Source organism: Hymenobacter daeguensis, assembly GCF_054780555.1.
In genome coordinates, this window is record NZ_BAAGWC010000009.1 from 133552 (window position 1) to 152464 (window position 18913).

The following is an 18913-nucleotide window of genomic DNA, read 5'->3' on the forward strand; positions in this document are numbered from 1 at the left end:
ACCTCCGTTATGAAACATCAAGTTGCCCGTATCCATCCCGCCGATAACGTGCTGGTCGCCCTCGTCGACCTGCCCATCGGCACCGAAGTGCCGTGGGAAAATGGATTCGTTACTACTTCCGAAGCCATTCCGGCCAAGCACAAGCTCTCGCCCCTGGGCCTGAGCGTGGGCCAGCCCGTGACGATGTACGGTGTGCTGGTGGGCAAAGCCAAACAGGATATTCGCCCCGGCGGCCGCCTCACCACGGCCAACATGCAGCACGCCACCAACAGCTACGACGAAAACTCGCACCAGCGCGCCGCCTGGACCGCGCCCGATGTAAGCTCCTGGCAGGACCGCACGTTTATGGGCTACCACCGCGCCGATGGCCGCGTGGGTACGGCCAACTACTGGCTGGTGATTCCGCTGGTATTCTGCGAAAACCGCAACATTCAGGTGCTGCAGGATGCCCTGATTACCGACCTCGGCTACGCCCGCCGCAAGAACTACCAGCCCGAAACCCGCAAGCTGGTGGAGCTGATGCAGGCCGGCAAGTCGGTTGAAGAAATCCTGAGCGCCGACCTCGCCGCCGGCGAAGACACGGCCCGCAGCTCGCGCCCGTTTCCGAACGTGGACGGCATCCGCTTCCTTGCGCACGAGGGCGGCTGCGGCGGCATCCGGCAGGATGCCCAGACGCTGTGCGGCCTGCTGGCCGGCTACATCACGCACCCCAACGTGGCCGGCGCCACCGTGCTCAGCCTGGGCTGCCAGAACGCGCAGGCCAGCATGCTGCAGGACGAAATCGCGAAGCGCGACCCGAACTTCAGCAAGCCGCTCTACATCCTCGACCAGCAAAAGCTCGGCACCGAGGAAACCCTCATCAGCACGGCTCTGCGTCAAACCTTTGCCGGCCTGATGATTGCCAACCAGGCCCGCCGCGAGCCGGCCCCTCTGAAGGCGTTGAACATTGGGCTGGAATGCGGCGGCTCCGATGGCTTCTCCGGCATCTCGGCCAACCCGGCCCTGGGCCACGTGTCCGACATGCTGGTGGCGCTGGGCGGCTCGGTCATTCTGGCCGAATTCCCGGAGCTGTGCGGCGTGGAGCAGGAACTCGTGGACCGCAGCGTGGACCGGCCCACCGCCGAGCGGTTCAGCAGCCTCATGAAAGCTTACGGCGACAGCGCCGTGGCCGTCGGCTCGGGCTTCGACATGAACCCCTCGCCAGGCAACATCCGCGACGGGTTGATTACTGACGCCATGAAATCGGCCGGTGCGGCCCGCAAGGGCGGCTCCTCGCCCGTGGTGGCCGTGCTCGACTACCCCGAGCTGGTGACCAAGCCCGGCCTGAACCTGCTCTGCACGCCCGGCAACGACGTGGAATCGACCACGGCCGAAGTAGGGTCGGGGGCTAATATCGTCCTCTTCACCACCGGCCTGGGCACGCCCACCGGCAACCCCATTGCCCCGGTCATCAAGGTGGCCAGCAACACGGCCCTGGCCAAGCGCATGCCCGACATCATCGACGTGAACACCGGAACGGTGATTGATGGCGAAGAAACCATCGAGCAGGCCGGCGAGCGCATTCTCGATTACGTGATTCGCGTGGCCAGCGGGGAAGAAGAAATTGCGGCCGTGCGCCACGACCAGACGGATTTCATTCCGTGGAAGCGTGGGGTATCGCTGTAAGTCATTTGTCATCCTGAGCGGAGCGAAGGACCTTGTCACGGCTGAATTGCTGCAATCTGTTCTTCGGTGATAAGGTCCTTCGCTCCGCTCAGGATGACAAACGAAACTTATTTGCGCAACCGTTTTCGTTAATAAATACCGGGCTCAGGAGCCTTCAGGATAGATAAGGCCCCACCCCCGGCCTACCTTCGGTTCCCGAAGCACTCGCACAATCAGGGCTCCCACCCATCCTCATTTTCGCTGCTTATGAAACCCTTCCTGTCCGACGACTTCCTGCTGCAAACGGCCACGGCCAGCACGCTCTACCATGAGTATGCCAAGCAGATGCCCATCATCGACTACCACAACCACCTGCTGCCCGACCAGATAGCCGAGGACAAGCAGTTCGAGAACATTACCCAAATCTGGCTCTACGGCGACCATTACAAGTGGCGCGCCATGCGGGCCAACGGCGTGCCCGAGCGCTACATCACGGGCGATGCCTCGGACTGGGAGAAGTTTGAGAAGTGGGCCGAGACGGTGCCCTACACCCTGCGCAACCCGCTCTACCACTGGACGCACCTGGAGCTGCGCCGCTACTTTGGCATCACCGAGCTGCTGAACAAGGACAGCGCCCGCCGCATCTACGACGAGTGCAACGCCAAGTTGCAAACGCCCGAATACTCGGTGCAGAGCCTGCTGCAGCTGATGCAGGTGGAAACCCTCTGCACCACCGACGACCCGGCCGACTCGCTGGAGCACCACCAGGCGCTGGCCGCTTCCGGCTTCGCCGTGAACGTGCTGCCCACCTTCCGCGCCGACAAGGCGATGGCCCCGGAATCGGCCGCCGCCTACAACCAGTACCTCGACAAGCTGGGCGCAGCGGCCGAAGTGGAAATCAGCACCTTCGCCGACCTCGAAAAGGCGCTGCGCCTGCGCCACGACTTCTTTGCCAGCGTGGGCTGCCGCCTGTCGGACCACGGCCTGGAGCAGATTTATGCCGCTGAATACACCGATGCGGAAATCGACGCCATCTTCGCGAAAGTGCGCGGCGGGGCCGAGCTGACTGCCGACGAGGTGCTGAAATTCAAGTCGGCCATGCTGGTGCTGCTGGCCGTGCTGGACTGGGAGAAAGGCTGGACGCAGCAGTACCACATTGGCGCGCTGCGCAACAACAACTCGCGCATGCTCCGCGAGCTCGGCCCCGACACTGGCTGGGACTCCATCGGCGATTTCCCGCAGGGCCGCGCCCTGAGCACCTTCCTCGACCGCCTCGATGGGCAGGACAAGCTGGCGAAAACCATCATCTACAACCTGAACCCGGCCGACAACGAGTTGATTGCCACCATGATTGGTAACTTCAACGACGGCTCGGTGGCGGGCAAGATTCAGTTCGGCTCCGGCTGGTGGTTCCTCGACCAGAAGGACGGCATGGAAAAGCAAATCAACGCCCTGAGCAACATGGGCCTGCTCTCGCGCTTCGTGGGTATGCTGACGGATTCGCGCAGCTTCCTTTCGTATCCGCGCCACGAGTATTTCCGCCGCGTGCTCTGCAACCTGCTCGGCAACGATGTGGAAAACGGCGAAATCCCCGCCGATATGGACCTGCTCGGCACGATGGTGCAGAATATCTGCTACGGCAACGCCAAACAGTATTTCGGCTTCGGCAAAGTGGCGGAAGCCGCTGCTGTAACCGCTTAAAATGAATAAGTAGGGGCGGGGCTTGTCCCCGCCCGAATCGTTGAACAGTCGCCGTTAGCACGAATGCAACGAACAGGCGGGGCCAGGCCCCGCCCCTGCACCCGAATATTACCCATAGTCCCCCCAGAATGAAGCAAGTTGTCACGTTTGGCGAAATCATGATGCGGCTCTCGCCGCCGCTGAACTATCGGTTCGCCCAGGCCCAGCACCTCGAAATCGTGTACGGGGGCGGCGATGCCAACGTAGGCGCCTCGCTGGCTGGCCTGGGGGTGCCCGCCGCCCACGTCACCTGCTTCCCGGCCAATGACCTGGGCCGCGCCGCTGCCCAAAGCTTCCGCGCCCTGGGCGTGAACATGGACGCGACGGTTTTTCAGGGCGACCGCCTTGGGCTGTATTTTCTGGAAGTGGGAGCGGGGATGCGCGCCAGCAAGGTGGTGTACGACCGCGCCAACTCGGCTTTCGCCAACCTGGACCCGGCTGCTTTCAACTGGGATGAAATCCTGAAAAACGCCGGCTGGCTGCACTGGACGGGCATCACGCCCGCCATCTCGGCCACCACGGCCGAGGCCACGCGCCAGGCCATTGCCGCCGCGCGCCGCCTAGGCATCACCGTATCGGCCGACGTGAACTACCGCCGCAACCTGTGGCAGTATGGCCAGACGGCCCAGGCCGTGATGAGCGAGCTGGTGCAGGGCTGCGACGTGGTGGTGTGCTCCGAAAACGATGCGGAAGACCTGTTCGGCATCGTGCCCGAGCCCGGCACCGACAACAAATTTGTGTCGGTGGCCCGGCAGGTGATGGCGCGGTTTCCCCAAATCAAGCAGGTGGTCACTACCCGCCGCAAGACGCACAGCGCCTCGCACAATGGCCTGAAAGGCATTTTTTACGACGGCCAGCAGTTTCTGGAAACCGTGACCTACGACATCAACCCCATTGTGGACCGCATTGGGGGCGGCGATGCTTTCATGGCCGGCTACATTTACGGTTCGCTCGCTTACAACAATCCGCAGCAGGCCCTGACGTTCGGGGTGGCCGCTTCGGCCCTCAAGCACACCATCCACGGCGACATCAATCTGGTGACCGTGGCCGAGGTGGAAGACATCATGCGCGGCAATACCAGCGGCCGCCTGCTGCGCTAACAGCCCAATAATATGACCCAACTCATTGCCTCCGATACCCTTGCCACTCTGTTGCGCTACCCGGTAGTGCCGGTGTTTTACCACGCCGATGCGGCTTACGCCCAGCGCATGCTGCAGGCGTGCTACAATGGTGGTATCCGGGTGTTTGAATTCACGAACCGGGGCGAAAATGCCCTGGCCGTGTTCAGCGAGCTGCAGGCATTCGCGCAGGAAAACTGTCCCGATATGGTGCTCGGCATCGGCACGCTGTTCACGGCCGAGCAGGCCGAGCAGTTCATTGCCGCGGGGGCGGCGTTTGTGGTGCAGCCCTGCGCCACGGCCGAAGTAGCCGAGGTCTGCCGCGCCCACGACGTTCCGTGGCTGCCCGGTGCGCTCACGCCCACCGAGATTTACCAGGCCAGCCAGATGGGCGCGGCGGTGGTGAAAATCTTCCCCGGCAACATCGTCGGGCCCGATTATGTGAAGGCCCTGCGCGGCCCCATGCCCCACATCAAGCTTATGGTGACGGGCGGCGTGGAGCCCACCGAAGCCAGCGTCAGCGCCTGGTTTGGCGCCGGCGTGAATGCGGTAGGCATGGGCTCGCAGCTGTTCAAAAACGCCGATGATACCGATGCCCTGGCCGCCAGCATTCGTGCGCTGATGCAGTTTGTGGATACCCTCAAGAAATAATGAGCAGCCGTAGCGGGTGGCACCTGCCCACCCGCTACGGCTGTACTTTCCGCCTTAAACTTCCCGAACTAGATGACCCCGACTCCCACCCAATCACCGCCTGCGTCGCCGCTGGCCACGGCCAATGCCGCCATCGGCAAGTACCGCTGGACCATTTGCGGGCTGGTATTTTTCGCCACCACGATTAACTACCTCGACCGGGCCGTTATTTCTTACCTCAAGCCCGACCTGGAAAAGGCGTTCGGCTGGGGCGTGGCGGACTATGCCAATATTGAGCTGACCTTTAAAGTGGCTTACGCCCTGGGCATGGCGGGCGTGGGGCGCGTTATCGACAAGCTGGGTACCAAGCTGGGCTACGCCGTGGCAACCAGCCTGTGGAGCATAGCCGCCATGGCCCATGCCCTGACGACCGGCACCCTGAGCTTCAGCGTGGCCCGGGGGGCACTGGGGGTGATGGAGGCCGGCAATTTTCCCTCGGCCATCAAGACGATAGCCGAGTGGTTTCCGCAGCGGGAGCGGGCATTGGCAACGGGTATCTTCAACTCGGGGGCCAACGTGGGGGCCATCGTGGCACCGCTTACGGTTCCCTTCATCGCCGCGCACTACGGCTGGCAGTGGGCGTTTGTGATTACCGGGGCGCTGGGCTTTGTGTGGCTGGTGCTGTGGATGTTCATCTATGAGACGCCGGCCGACAGCAAGCGCCTGAGCAAAGCAGAATTTGACTACATCAACGCCGACATTCCGGCCGGCCTGCCCTCCGAGGGCGTGGTAGAGGAAAAGCCCAAAGCCTCCTGGGCCACGCTGCTCGGCTACCGCCAAACCTGGGCCTTCGTGCTGGGCAAGTTCCTGACCGACCCCATCTGGTGGTTCTACCTGTTCTGGCTGCCCGATTTCCTGGGCAAGCAGTATAAGTTGACAACCACGCAGCTGGCGCTGCCCACCGCCACTGTCTACATTCTGTCGAGCATCGGCAGCATCGGCGGGGGCTACCTGCCGCTGGGCTTCATGCGCCGGGGTATGCCCGCCTTTCAGGCCCGCAAGAAGGCCATGCTGGTCATTGCCTGCTGCGTGTTTCCGATTGTGTTTGCGCAGTGGCTGGGCAGCCTGAACATGTGGCTGGCCGTGCTGGTCATCGGCATTGCGGCGGCGGCCCACCAGGCCTGGAGCGCCAACATCTTCACCACCGTGTCGGACATGTTCCCGAAGCGCGCCGTGGGCTCGGTCACGGGTATCGGCGGCATGGCCGGCGGCCTGGGCGGCATTGCCCTCACGGCGCTGGTGCAGAAGCGGATGTTCGTTTATTTCGAAGGCATCGGGCAGATTCAAAAGGCTTACTACATCATGTTCTTCATTTGCGGCGCGGCGTATCTGGTGGCGTGGGCAATTATGTTTGCCTTGGTGCCCCGCATGGAGCCCATCACGCTCGACGAAGACGACATTCGCTAGCCACCAGGCTCCGCGCCGGGCGCGGAGCTTGCTCTGGTTTTCCTTTCTCTTTCATCGCCGACCCAAGTGAAAAAACTTGCTTTTCTGCTGGCCTTCGCGCTGGCCCTGCCGCTGCTGACTTTTGCCCAAGCTGCCTCAAAGATGCAACCGATTGAAAAAGAGATTGAAGGGCTGGAAAAACAACGCTTCGAGGCCCAGGTGAAAAAGGACTATGCCTTTCTGGAAAAAGCCTTTGCCGACGACCTCGTGTACACCCACGGCGACGGCCACCAGAACAACAAGGCGGAATACATTCAGAGCATTCGGGACGGCAAAAGCCAGTACGGTAAAATCGAGGTAGAAACGCTGAACGTGCGCGTGTACAACGACGGCAGGACGGCCGTGGTGAACGGCAGCATCTTCATCACCTCGCCCGTGAAGCCCGACGGCAGCACCAGCGTGGCCCACATGAAATACGTGGTGGTGCAAATCAAAGACAAGAAAAAAGGCTGGCAGGTGGTGCTATGGCAAGCCCAGAAGCAGGCCTCCTGATTATAATTAGCAGTTAACAGTGAGCAGTTAACCTTCCATCGCTAACAAACCTCTAATTGTTAACCGCTCACTGTTAACCGCTAACTGAAACATGACCCCCACCACCGAAAACAAGCTGGCTACCCCGGTTGGCACCACCCTGGAGCGCTACATCATGCGCAAGCAGGCCGAGTTTCCATATGCTACCGGCGAGCTAAGCCAGCTGCTGCGCGACATTGCCCTGGCCGGCAAAATCGTGAACCGCGAAGTGAACCGCGCCGGCCTCTCGCGCATCACCGGCAGCATGGGCGAGCAAAGCGCCCAGGGAGAAGCTCCGCAAAAGCTTGATGTAGAGGCGCATATCCGCTTCCTGCGGGCCCTCACCAATGGGCGCGAGGCCTGCGCCGTGCTTTCGGAAGAAAGCGTCGACATCGTAAACACCGGCAATAACCAGGGCAAGTACGTGGTAGCCATCGACCCACTCGATGGCAGCAGCAGCATCGATGTGAATGCAAGCATCGGGACGCTGTTCAGCATCTACCGGCGCGTGTCGCGCATTGGCGGGCCGGCCCGCAAGGAAGATTTTTTGCAGGGCGGCCGGGCGCAGGTGGCAGCCGGCTACATCCTGTACGGGGCCAGCACCATGCTGGTGTACACTACCGGCCACGGGGTGGCGGGCTTCACGTATGAAAATTCGCTGGGCGAGTTTTTTCTGTCGCATCCCGAAATCAGGATAGCCAGCCGCGGTTCAATATTTTCCTGCAACGAAGGCTACTGGTTTGATTACCCGGAGTTTGCGCGGGGTTTTCTGACCACCTGCAAAGAGCGCCGCATGACGGCCCGCTACGTGGGCTCGCTCGTGGCCGACTATCATCGCACGCTTTTCACGGGCGGCATCTGCCTGTATCCGCCCACGACGGACAAGCCGGCCGGCCGGCTGCGGCTGCTGTACGAATGCTTCCCGCTGGCATTTCTCATTGAGCAGGCCGGGGGCGTGGCCGTAACCGGGGCCGACGTGGTGCTCGACGTGCAGCCCAACGCCGACCTGCATCAGCTGGCGCCGCTCTACGTGGGCTCCGCCGATTTGGTGAAGGAGCTGCAGGCCGTAGCGGCGCTGTAAGGCCCGGCCCGTGGCCGGGCCGCGAGCGGAACCAAGGGCCGGATAGGCTTATTGCAATGAATTGGCGCTGCGCGCGGCTGGTATTCCCGGCCGTGCGCAGCGCCGGTTTGCGTTTGGAGGTGCCCCTTCGGCAGGGGCGCCGGATTAGCAGTCCGCGAAGAAAGGCGGACAAGCTATATAAGGTGGGCTTGTGCTGCCTGGCCGGGAATTTACCGGGCAATGCACTGTGAGTTATTGCTGAAATATGGTTTTTGAAATAATTATCTATCTTTTTTGGATATAATGCTATTTGTTGGTAAGTTTGATTATTCAAAGGTTTTTTTAGGTTGGAAAAGATGGTAGTGTACAATCTGTGCCCTTACCGTCCTGTTTTTTGCCTGTGTTATCAATCATACTTTTTATGAAACGTTTTTATTCCATCACGGCCCGGCTACTGCTGGCCTGGCTGTGTTTTTCGGGCTTTGCCGCAGCGGCCCAGCAAACGGCCGACACGTATGTGCGGCCCTACACCGAGTCGTTTCAGTTTGGGGCCAATATGGGCTACCACGGCACCAACTGGAACGATGAAAGCCTGGCGGGCCTCCTGCACCAGGCGGGCGGGCACTCGCTGCGGCCCTCGCTGCCCGAGTGGCTGGTAGAGTATTACGGCTACAATGCCCGGCTTTCTACGTTCAATACCTACGTCAATACGCTGGGCATGAGCGAAATGAGCTGCTTCATTGGCGACCCCATTCCGGCCCACCGCGACTTTACCACCTACCCCGGCTGCACGGAGCCTTCCAAAATGTTTGCTCACATGTACGAGCCCATCTGGAACCCCGACGGAACCGTGAACCAGAACAATTACTACGCTTACTACCTCTACCAGCTGCTGCAGGTGTATGGCGACAAGGTGCGTTTCTGGGAGGTGATGAACGAGCCCGACTTTGCCAACGGTGCCAGCGCCACGCCCTGGCTGACGCGGGCCCCCACGGCCGCCGAGCAGGCCAATACGCAGGCCCCGTTCTATTACTACATCCGGATGCTGCGCATTAGCTATGAGGTAATTAAGCATTATCATCCCGAGGCTTACGTGACGGTAGGCGCGGGCTACACCGAATACGTGGATGCCCTGATGCGCTACACCGACGAGCCCACTGCCGGAGCCGTGACGGCGCAGTATCCGGCCAAAGGCGGGGCGTATTTCGACGTGGTGAGCTACCATGCCTACCCCAACTATTTCCTGCACTACTGGGATAATTCCATCAACGGCTTCCGCTACACCCGTACTTCGGATTACGCAGCCAACAAGGTCATTGAGCTGAAAAACGACATGCAGGCCGTGCTCACCAAGTACCACTACGATGGTACCCTGCACCCGGCCAAGTACATCACGCTCAACGAGTCGAACGTGGCCCGGCGCACCAGCGAAGACCGCACCGGCACCGACGAGATGCAGCGCAACTTCGGCATCAAAGCCTTGGTGCTCACGCAGAAAAACGACGTGAAGCAGTTCTATTACTTCGGCCTGGCCGAGATGATAGATGCCCCGGCCGTGACCGCCAACGTATCGTGGGGCGATGAAATCTCCCTCATGGGCCTGTACGAGAACCTGGCCAATGCCACGCCGGCCACGGCCAACCTGGTGCCGGCCGGCAAGGCTTTTGCCACCACGTCGCTGCTGCTCTACGACTATAAATACGACGCGGCCCGCACGGCCGCCCTGAACCTGCCGGCCAACCTCGACGGCGGAGCCTTCAGCAAAAACGGCGATTACGTGTACGTGCTCTGGGCAAAGGCGCTGGTTGATAATCTGGAGCAGGCCACGGGCACCTACAGCTTCCCGGCGTCGCTCAACATGAGCAACGTGAACCGCTACGAGTGGAACTATGCGCAGACCGGCACCAAGGTGTCGATACCGTCTGCGGGCCTGGCTCTGACGGAAACGCCTTCGTTCTTCAGGGCCGATGTGTCGGCTTCGACTAACACCTGCACCGCTACCGGCACGCTGCTGCGCGAGCAGTGGGACAACGTGAATGGTTCATCGGTGGCCGACATCATGCTGGCCACCACGCCCAGCAGCAGCGCCGCCCTCACCTCGTTTGAGCAAACCACCAATACCGGCTACAACTACGGAGCGCGGTTGCGGGGCTACGTGTGCCCGCCGCAAAGCGGGGCCTACACCTTCTATGTGGCCGGCGATGACGCGGCCGAGCTCTGGCTGAGCCCCGACGCCGACCCGGCCCACGCCGTGCGCATTGCCAGCTGCAGCAGCTGGATTGCTTCGCCCCACGACTTCTACCGCTACGCCAGCCAGCAGTCGGCGGCCATTACGCTGCAGGCCGGCACGCGCTACTACATCGAGGCCCGCCACAAGCAGGCCTGGGGCGCGGGCTTCGTGGCCGTGGCCTGGCGCCTGCCCAGCGGCGTGGCCCAGGAGCCCATCCCCGGCGCCCAGCTCTCACCCTTCGTGCCCGTAGCGGTGGTGACCCCGCCGGCCGCCACCTGCTCGGCCACCGGCTCGCTGCTGCGCGAGCAGTGGACCGGCGTATCGGGCTCCGCCATTGCCGATATTCCCCTGACTGCCACGGTGAGCAGCAGCGCCGCCCTGACGCAGCTGGAAGCCTTCGATACTTACGGCTTCAACTACGGGGCACGGCTGCGGGGCTATGTGTGCCCGCCGCAAAGCGGGGCCTACACCTTCTATGTGGCCGGCGATGACGCGGCCGAGCTCTGGCTGAGCCCCGACGCCGACCCGGCCCACGCCGTGCGCATTGCCAGCTGCAGCAGCTGGATTGCTTCGCCCCACGACTTCTACCGCTACGCCAGCCAGCAGTCGGCGGCTATTACGCTGCAGGCCGGCACGCGCTACTACATCGAGGCCCGCCACAAGCAGGCCTGGGGCGCGGGCTTCGTGGCCGTGGCCTGGCGCCTGCCCAGCGGCGTAGCCCAGGAGCCCATCCCCGGCACCCAGCTCTCGCCCTTCGTGCCCGTGGCGGCCAGCCGTGGCATCAATGGCACCAGCGCTGCACCGGTAGCAACGGTCGGCAGCACTGCGACCGAATTGATGGTTGCGCCAAATCCGTTCTCGCAGCAGGCTTCGGTGCAGTTTAGCCTGACCAATGCCGGCCCCGTGAGCCTGGCCGTGTATGATGTACAGGGCAAGCTGGTGCGCCAGCTCTTCACGGGCACCAGCGAGGCGGGCGTTTCGCCGCGCTTCACGGTAGATGCTCAGGGGCTAAGCTCAGGCCTCTACATTCTGAAGCTGGTGACGGCTCAGAACGTGCTGACGCAAAAGCTGATGCTTAGCAGATAAGCGGGCTGCCGGGATAGTCCGGCGATGAAAAAGCGCCCCCCGACCTATTGCCTCTGATGTGATGAGCAGAAGCAATAGGCCGGGGGGCGCTTTTTGGTGTGGTGGCACCCTAAGCGCCGGCCGCCGGGCTTTCCAGCAACTCGTTTTGCCACAGCAGCTGCTCGCTGCTGATGGGGTAGGGCACGTTGTGCCGGATGGCCTGGAACACGGCTTCGAACAGGCCCATGTAGTCGCCGGGGGCGGCCGGGTCGGCAGTAGTGACAAGCGTGCCGTCGGGGCCGGCCAGGGTGAGGCGGCCTTCCTGGCCGGGCTGTTCGCGGCCGTATTCGGGGGCGAGGGGCGAGATGCCTTGCTGCAATTGGGCTTCCTGCACATCGGTGCGGCCTTTCTGGTAGCTGCCCTGGGTGCCGTGCAGCACGTAGGCCGGGCCGGGCGCGGCCACCAGCAGGCTGCCGGTGAGCCACACGCCGAGGCCGTGCGGGTAGCTCAGGTGCAGCGAAAAAAAGTCATCGACCCGGGAGTTGGGACGGTTCTGGCCCACCACCTTGTGGGCGCTGAGCGGCCGGCCAAACAGGCTGATGGCCTGGTCGAGAATGTGCGGGCCCAGGTCGTAGAGCAGGCCCGCGCCGGGGTTGGGGTCTTCCTTGAACTTTTTGGGGTTGAGGGCCGGCTTGTACCGGTCGAAGCGGATGTGCACTTCGATGAGCCGGCCCAGCTGGCCGCTTTCCACCACGCGGCGCACGGCGGCAAAGTCGCTGTCCCACCGGCGGTTTTGGTAGGCCAGCAGGTGGCGGCCCTGCTGCCGGGCCAGCGCCACCAGCTCCTGCCACTGGGCGGCGGAAGTGGCCACGGGTTTTTCGAGCAGCACGTGCTTGCCGGCGCGCAGGGCCTGGCTGGCCAGGTCGAAGTGGGTGAAGCTGGGCGTGTTCACCACCACCAGCTCAATGCCGGGCTCGGCCAGCATGTCGGCCACGCTGGGGTAGCTGCGAATGCCGGGGTAGTCGTGGTGCATGCGCTGCTCGGTGCGCTCCACCACGGCCTCCAGCCCGAAGCCGGGGTGCGCCGCCAGAAAGGGGGCCTGAAATAATTTGCCCGACATGCCGTAGGCCAGCAGCGCAGTGCGAATGGGAGGGGAGGGAGTCATGGAAAAGGCATAAGGTGGAGGCGCAAACCTACTGCCGGAGGGGCACAACGGCTGGGGAATGGGTGAAAATGAGGCGGTGGGTAGCGGTTTTGATGGGCTTTGGCAAATTGCTTTTTCGATTGTGCTTAACTTGTACCGGGTTTTTCAGCCTCGGGCCGGTCACTATTTTTCGTGTTTGGTGTTGGTGTTGGGAAAGCAGCCGGAGGGGGCGTTTCGTGTCGTTTTGATGATGCGCAGCGCCCGGCCCGGCAGGATAAGGCAATATTTACATAATCGGGGGCGGCCCGTGGCTCGCACAGCGCGCCAGCATTCCAGTATCACTACCTTCTATGAAGCAAATAGCTGTTCTATTCACCGCCTGGCTGGGCTTGTTGCTGAGTCCGTTGCCGGCGGCGCAGGCCCAGACCAGGCCGACCGGAACTCCCGCCGCCGCGCCTGGTGCCGCGGCTCCGCCGCGCTATCAGCCCGGCAAGCTTTCTACCGACCCCGCCCAGTACATGACGGACGTGCAGGCCATGATGGCCAGCACCAACAACGCCAACGCCAAGGCCGTGGCGGCCCGCCTGAAAGAGCTGTGGGGCTCCAACCGCCTCACCAGCTCGCAGCAGGCCCGCATCGTGGCGCTGTCGCAAACCATGCTGGCCAAGAAATTTAAGCCGCGCCCGCACTTCGAGCTGCTGTTTGGCAGCATTGTGAGCGGGGCCACGGTGGCCAAACTCAGCGACGCGCAGATGGACCAGTTCCTCGACGTGCTGGGCCAGACCCTGGACAAGGAAGCCCCGCAGGAAACCGAGAAGTTCATTGTGAGCACCAACCGCTTCCTGAACGGCGGCTACCTCTACCGCTCGGGCTACAACTCGCTGCGGGCCGCGGGCGGCACGGTTTCGTTTGCCTATTCGCCTATTGCGGCCCCGGCCGGCAACTTCGACTTTGGAGCCCCGGCGCCCGCGCCCAAGGAAGAGCCCCTGCCCGCCGCGCCCAAGCCGGTGGCCAAAAAACCGGTAGCCGCCAAGCCGGCCGCTGCCAAGCCCGCCCCCAAGCCGGCCCCCAAGAAAAAAGCCAGCAGCAGCGGCTGGGACACCGCCGACCTGTGGTCGTCGCCCTCGGGCGGGGGCTGGGGCGATGACGACGGCTGGGGCGCGCCCGTGAAAAAGAAAGCGCCCGCCAAAAAGCCGGCCGCCACGGCCGCCAAAACCCCTGCCAAAGCCACGCCCGGCGCTGCCGCGCCCGCCACGGCTGCCGAGCCGGTGGCTAAGTCGTCGGATTTCGATGCGCCCGCGGCCTCGTTCACGCCGGCGGCTACGTACGACGACTACCTGGCCCCGCCCGCCCGGGGCGCGGTGATTGTGGTGAAGGATGCCGACCTGTTTATGTCCACGGCCGGCGACTCGGTGGTGCTGAAAAAGGTGAGCGGCACCGTGGTGCCCAATACCAGTCGCTTCATCGCCACGGGCGGCCAGCTGGCCTGGACCGTGAAAAACAACCCCGTGACGGCCGACCTGGCCGGGTTCGACTTTGACTTTACCAAGCCCGAATTCACGGCCCAGCCCGTGACGCTGACCTACGCGGCCGTGCTGGAAGCACCCGTGAAAGGCGCCCTCAGCTACAAGAGCGTGCGGCGCAAGCCCGGCGCGCCCGACACCGGCTACCCGCGCTTCATCTCCCTCACCAACGATGCCGTCATCAAGAACCTGGGCGATAACATCAAGTACCGGGGCGGCCTGTCGATGGCCGGCGGCAAGGTGCTGAGCGCGGCCCTGGATGGCTCGCTGTCCAACATTACGGTGAGCCTCGACGGCAAGCCCAAGTTCAAGGCGGCCTCGCGGGCCTATGTGCTGAGCGACTCACTCATCACGGCCAACCGGGCGGCCGTGACCATCTACGAAGGCGCCAAGGACTCCATCACCCACCCCGGCGCGCAGCTCAAGTACCTGAAAGGCAAGCAGCAGCTCAAGCTTACCCGCGAAGAAGGCCTGTATAAAAACACGCCCTACAGCGACTCGTACCACCAGATGGACATCCGCACCGAAGCCCTGACCTGGAACCTGCGCGAGCCCATCATCGATTTCGCGGTGCTGTCGTCGAAAAACCAGAGCTCGGCCAACTTCGAGAGCAAGGAGTTCTTCACCAACACCCGCTACCAGCAGCTGAAAAGCATCAACCGCCTGCACCCGCTGCAGATGCTGGTGGGCTACGCCCAGGCCCACGGCAACGTGAAAACCGTGACCGTGAGCGACCTGGCCACCGACCTGAAAACCTCGGAGCCCAACATGCGCTCCGACATGGCCGGCCTGGCCCGCGACGGCTACGTGGCCTGGAACCCCCAGACCGGCGAGGTAACCATCTTGCCCAAGGGCGCGCACTACGTGGCCTCGGCCCGCGACAAAAAGGACTACGACCACATTGCCATCAAGTCGCTGTCGGGCTCGGGCAAGAACGCCACGCTCAACCTGAACACCAACGAGCTGCTGGTGCGCGGCGTGGACCGCTTCAACTTTTCCGACGACTCGGCCACCGTGTTTGTGAAGCCGGACAGCGCCATCATCCGCATCGGCAAAAACCGGAACATCAATTTCAACGGCGCGGTGGTGGCTTCGGCCATGCGCTTCAAGGGCCGCGAATTCAAGTTCGACTACGACGGCTTTTACGTCGACATGGCCAAGATTGACTCCATCGTGATTCGCAGCGAGGCCAAGGACACCAAGGGCAAAAACACCGGCAAGCACGCCGACTTTGCCCTCACCAACAAGGGCAAGGTTTCGACCGGCCGCCTGTTCCTCAACGACCCGCGCAACAAGTCGGGCCGCAAAAAGATGAAGCAGTACCCGTCCTTCGACTCGAAGAGCGGGGCCAACGTGTACTTCGGCAAGCAGGACGTGCTGGGCGGCGCCTACGACTCCACGATGGTGTTCGACATTCCGCCGTTCAAGCTCGATTCGCTCAACGGCATCGGCAAGTCGGCGGCGGGTTTCGACGGCACGTTCCGCAGCGGCGGCATTCTGCCCGACATCAAAACCAAGCTCACCATGCAGCCCGACGGCTCGCTGGGCTTTACGTATGATGTGCCGAAGGAAGGCTTCCCGCTCTACAAGGGCCGGGGCCGCGTGTTCAACAAGGTGAAGATGGACGGCAAGGGCCTGCAGGCCGACGGCACCATCACCTACCAGACCGGCACGTTCACCTCCAACAGCTTCGTGTTCTACCGCGACTCGGTGGTGACGGTGGGCAAAACCGGGACCATCCTGGCCAAGAAAGCGCCGGGCGTGGACATCCCGCGCATGAACCTGCCCACCGGCTACCTCATGAACTGGAACGTGCGCCAGGACTCGATGTACCTGACCACGCCGCGCTCCGGCGAGCCCATTCACCTGTACTCGGCCGCCGTCACCGACCCCAAAACCAAGGCGGCTGCCGCCGGCTACAACTTCAAGGGCACGGCCCTGCTGACGCCGAAAAACGCGGGCGGCAACGGCCGCCTCGACGGGCCGCAGTCCTACATCAAGTCGCCGGAGTTCACCTTCAAGTCCGACAGCTATTCGGGCAAGAAGGCCTCGCTCAGCGTGAAATCGGCCGAGCCGAACAAGCCCGCCCTCACGGCCAACGACGTGGCCTTCGAGTACGACCTGAAGAAGGGCTACGCCGACTTTACCCGCGAGGAAGGCAGCAAAGCCAGCATCGACCTGCCGTATTCCAAGTTCAAAACCACGCTCAGCGGCGGGCGCTGGGACTTCAAGAAAAAGCTGGTGCAGCTGCGCGTGGCCCCCGGAGCCGACTCCACCAAGTCGTATTTCTACTCTACCAACCCCGAGCAGCTGGGCCTGAAGTTCAAGGCCGCCACGGGCGTGTACGACCTGGCCAAGTACCAGATGAAGGTGGGCGGCGTGCCCTACATCGCCTCGGCCGATGCCTGGATTTTGCCCGACTCGGGCAAGGTGGCCATCGGGGGCAACGGCAAGATTCAGCAGCTGAAGCGGGCCGGCATTCTGCTCGATTCGCTGGCCAAGTTTCACAAGCTCTACAACGGCAACGTGCAGGTGCTGTCCAAAGCGGCTTTCAGCGGCAATGCGCTGTATAGCTTCAAAACCGCCCGCGACTCGGTGGCCCTGAAGTTCACCAACTTCCAGACCGACTCGACCTCGCTGCTGGCCGGCAAAGGCAAGGGCAAAAAAGGCCTGCTGGCCCGCAAAGCCGACGAGAATGCCGACGCGGCCACGGGCCCGCCCACCATTGCCGTGGCCAACGTGGAGGCCAACGCCAAGTTTAAGCTCACGCCGCGCATCGGCTACCGGGGCGGCGTGCAGCTGAGCTCGCAGCGGCGCGGCTTCGCCTTCGATGGGCAGGTGCAGCTGCAGTTCGGCAAAAACCGGGCGCTGGCCGAATGGATACCCGTGAAGGACTCCATCGACCCCAAGCACTTCAGCATGAACCTGAAGGACATCAAGGCCGAGGACGGCACCCCGCTGGTCACCGGCCTGTTTATGTCGGACCAGGACAACAAGGTGTACCCGCTCTATGCCTCCACCGTGCCCAACCCCACCGACGTGCCCATCTTCAAGGTGGATGGCAAGCTGAGCTACGACGACCGCAAGGCCATCTACACCATCTCGCGCACCGACCCCGACGACATCAACGCCTACGAGGGCGCGTCGATGACCTACGCCGACAGCACCAACTCGCTGAAATTCCGCGGCCCGATGTCCTTCATCAATTCCAATAAGGACTACAAGATGATGGGCAGCGGCGTGGGCACCGCCAACCCCGACAGCGCCCGCTACAGCATCGACGCCCTGATGGCCATCGACATCAACATGCCCGCCAAGGCCGTGGATGCCATGGGCCTGGAAATAGCCAAGCTCACCAAGAACTCGCCCGAGGCTCAGGACGGCTCCACCAACGAGCTGTACAAGCTGGCCCAGTTCATTGGCGATAAGGGCGTGGAGGCCTACACCATGCGCAAAGGCGTGGCCGAGCCCCTGGCCAAAACCGCCCCCAAGCTGGCCAACCACACCATCGTGCTGAGCCGCGTGAACCTGCGCTGGAACGAGAAGAAGCGCGCCTGGTACTCGGTGGGTCAGATTGGCATTGCCGGCGTGGGCAAGCAGTCGATGAACGCGCTGATTGACGGCTACATCGAAATCCGCCGCGAAAACTCCACCGACCTGGTCGAAATCTACCTCGAGCCCGACCCCCAGGCCTGGTACTACCTCAAGTACGCCAACAACCTGCTGCTGACGAAGTCGCAGAACGAAACCTACGACGGCGAGATTGGCGGCAAGGCCAAGGGCGACTACGAAACGGCGTCCAGCTACGGCGTTTTCCTGGGCGACTACTCCGACGTGGATGCCTTCCGCTCGCACTTCCAGCGCGATTTCCTGGGCAAGACCGGCAAGCTGGCCGCCCGCCCCGCCGCCCCGCCGCCCGCCGAGAAGTTTGACACCGCCGACAACGGCAAGAAGAAGAAAAAGGGCAAGGGCGACGATGCCTTCGGCGATGCCGATGCCAGCGCCAACCCCGGCAGCACGCCGGATGCCGCTGCCGAGCCGACTGCCAAGAAGAAGAAGAAAAGTAAGGGCGACGATGCCTTCGGCGATGCCGATGCCAGCGCCAACCCCGGCAGCACGCCGGAGCCCGCGCCCGAAACCACCAAAAAGAAGAAGAAGAAGAGCGACGACCCCTTCGGCGACGATGCTGCCGCCGAGCCGGTGGCCACGCCGGCCCCGGCCAAGAAACCGGCCCCGGCCGAAGCCCCCCCCGCCGAGGAAATGTCGTCGGCTGATGCCGCGGCCGCCAAGAAAGAGGCCGCCCGCTTGGCCAAGGAAGCCGAAAAGGCCAAGAAGGACGAAGAAAAGGCGAAGAAGGAGCAGGCCAAGGCCCCGGCCGACGCTGCGCCCGCCGCCGAAGCCCCCGCCCCCAAAACTGCCGAGCCGGCTGCGCCTGCCGCCGATGATGCCGCCGCCAAAAAAGAAGCCGACCGCCAGGCCAAGGAGGCTGCCAAAGAAGCCGAGCGCCTGAAAAAAGAGGAAGAAAAAGCCGCCAAAGCCGCCGAAAAAGCGAAGCAGGAGGAGGAAAAGAAAAAGAAGAAAGCCGAAAACGACCCCTTCGGCGACAGCTAGGCCCGGGGGCCGCCGGCGAAAAGCCGAACGCCTCAGAACGTCATGCTGAGCGGAGCCGAAGCATCTCTGCCGCAGTAGTAATTAATTACTGCCGCGCGCGGGATGCTTCGGCTCCGCTCAGCATGACGTTCT

At 62.9% G+C, this 18913-nt stretch carries 10 protein-coding genes; 9 read left to right on the forward strand and 1 reads right to left on the reverse strand.

The annotated features are described in order from the left end of the window. Window positions 1-9: 9 nt before the first annotated feature. The 8 genes from ACYVHT_RS12225 (at window position 10) to ACYVHT_RS12260 (ending at window position 11524) form a co-directional block, all read left to right on the forward strand. On the forward strand, window positions 10-1665 hold the full coding sequence (locus tag ACYVHT_RS12225) for a UxaA family hydrolase (protein ID WP_460551861.1): 1656 nt from the start codon (window positions 10-12) through the stop codon (window positions 1663-1665). 246 nt (window positions 1666-1911) lie between these two features. Beyond that, window positions 1912-3345 carry a glucuronate isomerase gene (gene uxaC, locus ACYVHT_RS12230; RefSeq protein ID WP_460551863.1) on the forward strand — a complete coding sequence of 478 codons (1434 nt, stop codon included), beginning with the start codon at window positions 1912-1914 and terminating at the stop codon, window positions 3343-3345. 128 nt (window positions 3346-3473) lie between these two features. Continuing rightward, the gene (locus ACYVHT_RS12235) at window positions 3474-4484 is read left to right on the forward strand and encodes a PfkB family carbohydrate kinase (RefSeq protein WP_460551866.1); all 1011 of its coding nucleotides are present in this window, start codon (window positions 3474-3476) and stop codon (window positions 4482-4484) included. A 12-nt stretch (window positions 4485-4496) separates the two neighbouring features. Beyond that, window positions 4497-5153, forward strand: coding sequence for a beta/alpha barrel domain-containing protein (locus ACYVHT_RS12240; protein WP_460551869.1), 657 nt, complete (start codon window positions 4497-4499; stop codon window positions 5151-5153). Window positions 5154-5225: 72 nt separating this feature from the next. After that, a complete protein-coding gene (locus ACYVHT_RS12245) occupies window positions 5226-6599 on the forward strand; it encodes an MFS transporter (RefSeq protein WP_460551872.1) in 1374 nt (457 codons plus the stop codon). A 66-nt stretch (window positions 6600-6665) separates the two neighbouring features. Beyond that, entirely contained in the window at window positions 6666-7130 is a 465-nt protein-coding gene (locus tag ACYVHT_RS12250; protein ID WP_460551875.1) for a nuclear transport factor 2 family protein, read from the forward strand. Window positions 7131-7221: 91 nt separating this feature from the next. Beyond that, the gene (fbp, locus tag ACYVHT_RS12255) at window positions 7222-8229 is read left to right on the forward strand and encodes a class 1 fructose-bisphosphatase (protein ID WP_460551878.1); all 1008 of its coding nucleotides are present in this window, start codon (window positions 7222-7224) and stop codon (window positions 8227-8229) included. Between the two features lie 400 nt (window positions 8230-8629). Next, window positions 8630-11524, forward strand: coding sequence for a PA14 domain-containing protein (locus ACYVHT_RS12260; RefSeq protein WP_460551881.1), 2895 nt, complete (start codon window positions 8630-8632; stop codon window positions 11522-11524). A gap of 109 nt (window positions 11525-11633) precedes the next feature. Here ACYVHT_RS12260 and ACYVHT_RS12265 read toward each other — a convergent pair whose 3' ends face one another. Next, entirely contained in the window at window positions 11634-12668 is a 1035-nt protein-coding gene (locus tag ACYVHT_RS12265) for an oxidoreductase (RefSeq protein ID WP_460551884.1), read from the reverse strand. A gap of 329 nt (window positions 12669-12997) precedes the next feature. On the opposite strand from ACYVHT_RS12265, the gene ACYVHT_RS12270 reads away from it, so the two are divergent. Then, the gene (locus tag ACYVHT_RS12270; RefSeq protein WP_460551887.1) at window positions 12998-18781 is read left to right on the forward strand and encodes a hypothetical protein; all 5784 of its coding nucleotides are present in this window, start codon (window positions 12998-13000) and stop codon (window positions 18779-18781) included. Window positions 18782-18913 lie beyond the last annotated feature (132 nt).

What these genes read in the sequence shown, in the direction of transcription:
- ACYVHT_RS12225 (WP_460551861.1), top strand. Translation starts at nt 10, where the DNA reads ATGAAACATCAAGTTGCCCGTATCCATCCCGCCGATAACGTGCTGGTC.
- uxaC (WP_460551863.1), top strand. Translation starts at nt 1,912, where the DNA reads ATGAAACCCTTCCTGTCCGACGACTTCCTGCTGCAAACGGCCACGGCC.
- ACYVHT_RS12235 (WP_460551866.1), top strand. Translation starts at nt 3,474, where the DNA reads ATGAAGCAAGTTGTCACGTTTGGCGAAATCATGATGCGGCTCTCGCCG.
- ACYVHT_RS12240 (WP_460551869.1), top strand. Translation starts at nt 4,497, where the DNA reads ATGACCCAACTCATTGCCTCCGATACCCTTGCCACTCTGTTGCGCTAC.
- ACYVHT_RS12245 (WP_460551872.1), top strand. Translation starts at nt 5,226, where the DNA reads ATGACCCCGACTCCCACCCAATCACCGCCTGCGTCGCCGCTGGCCACG.
- fbp (WP_460551878.1), top strand. Translation starts at nt 7,222, where the DNA reads ATGACCCCCACCACCGAAAACAAGCTGGCTACCCCGGTTGGCACCACC.
- ACYVHT_RS12260 (WP_460551881.1), top strand. Translation starts at nt 8,630, where the DNA reads ATGAAACGTTTTTATTCCATCACGGCCCGGCTACTGCTGGCCTGGCTG.
- ACYVHT_RS12265 (WP_460551884.1), bottom strand. Translation starts at nt 12,668, where the DNA reads ATGACTCCCTCCCCTCCCATTCGCACTGCGCTGCTGGCCTACGGCATG.
- ACYVHT_RS12270 (WP_460551887.1), top strand. Translation starts at nt 12,998, where the DNA reads ATGAAGCAAATAGCTGTTCTATTCACCGCCTGGCTGGGCTTGTTGCTG.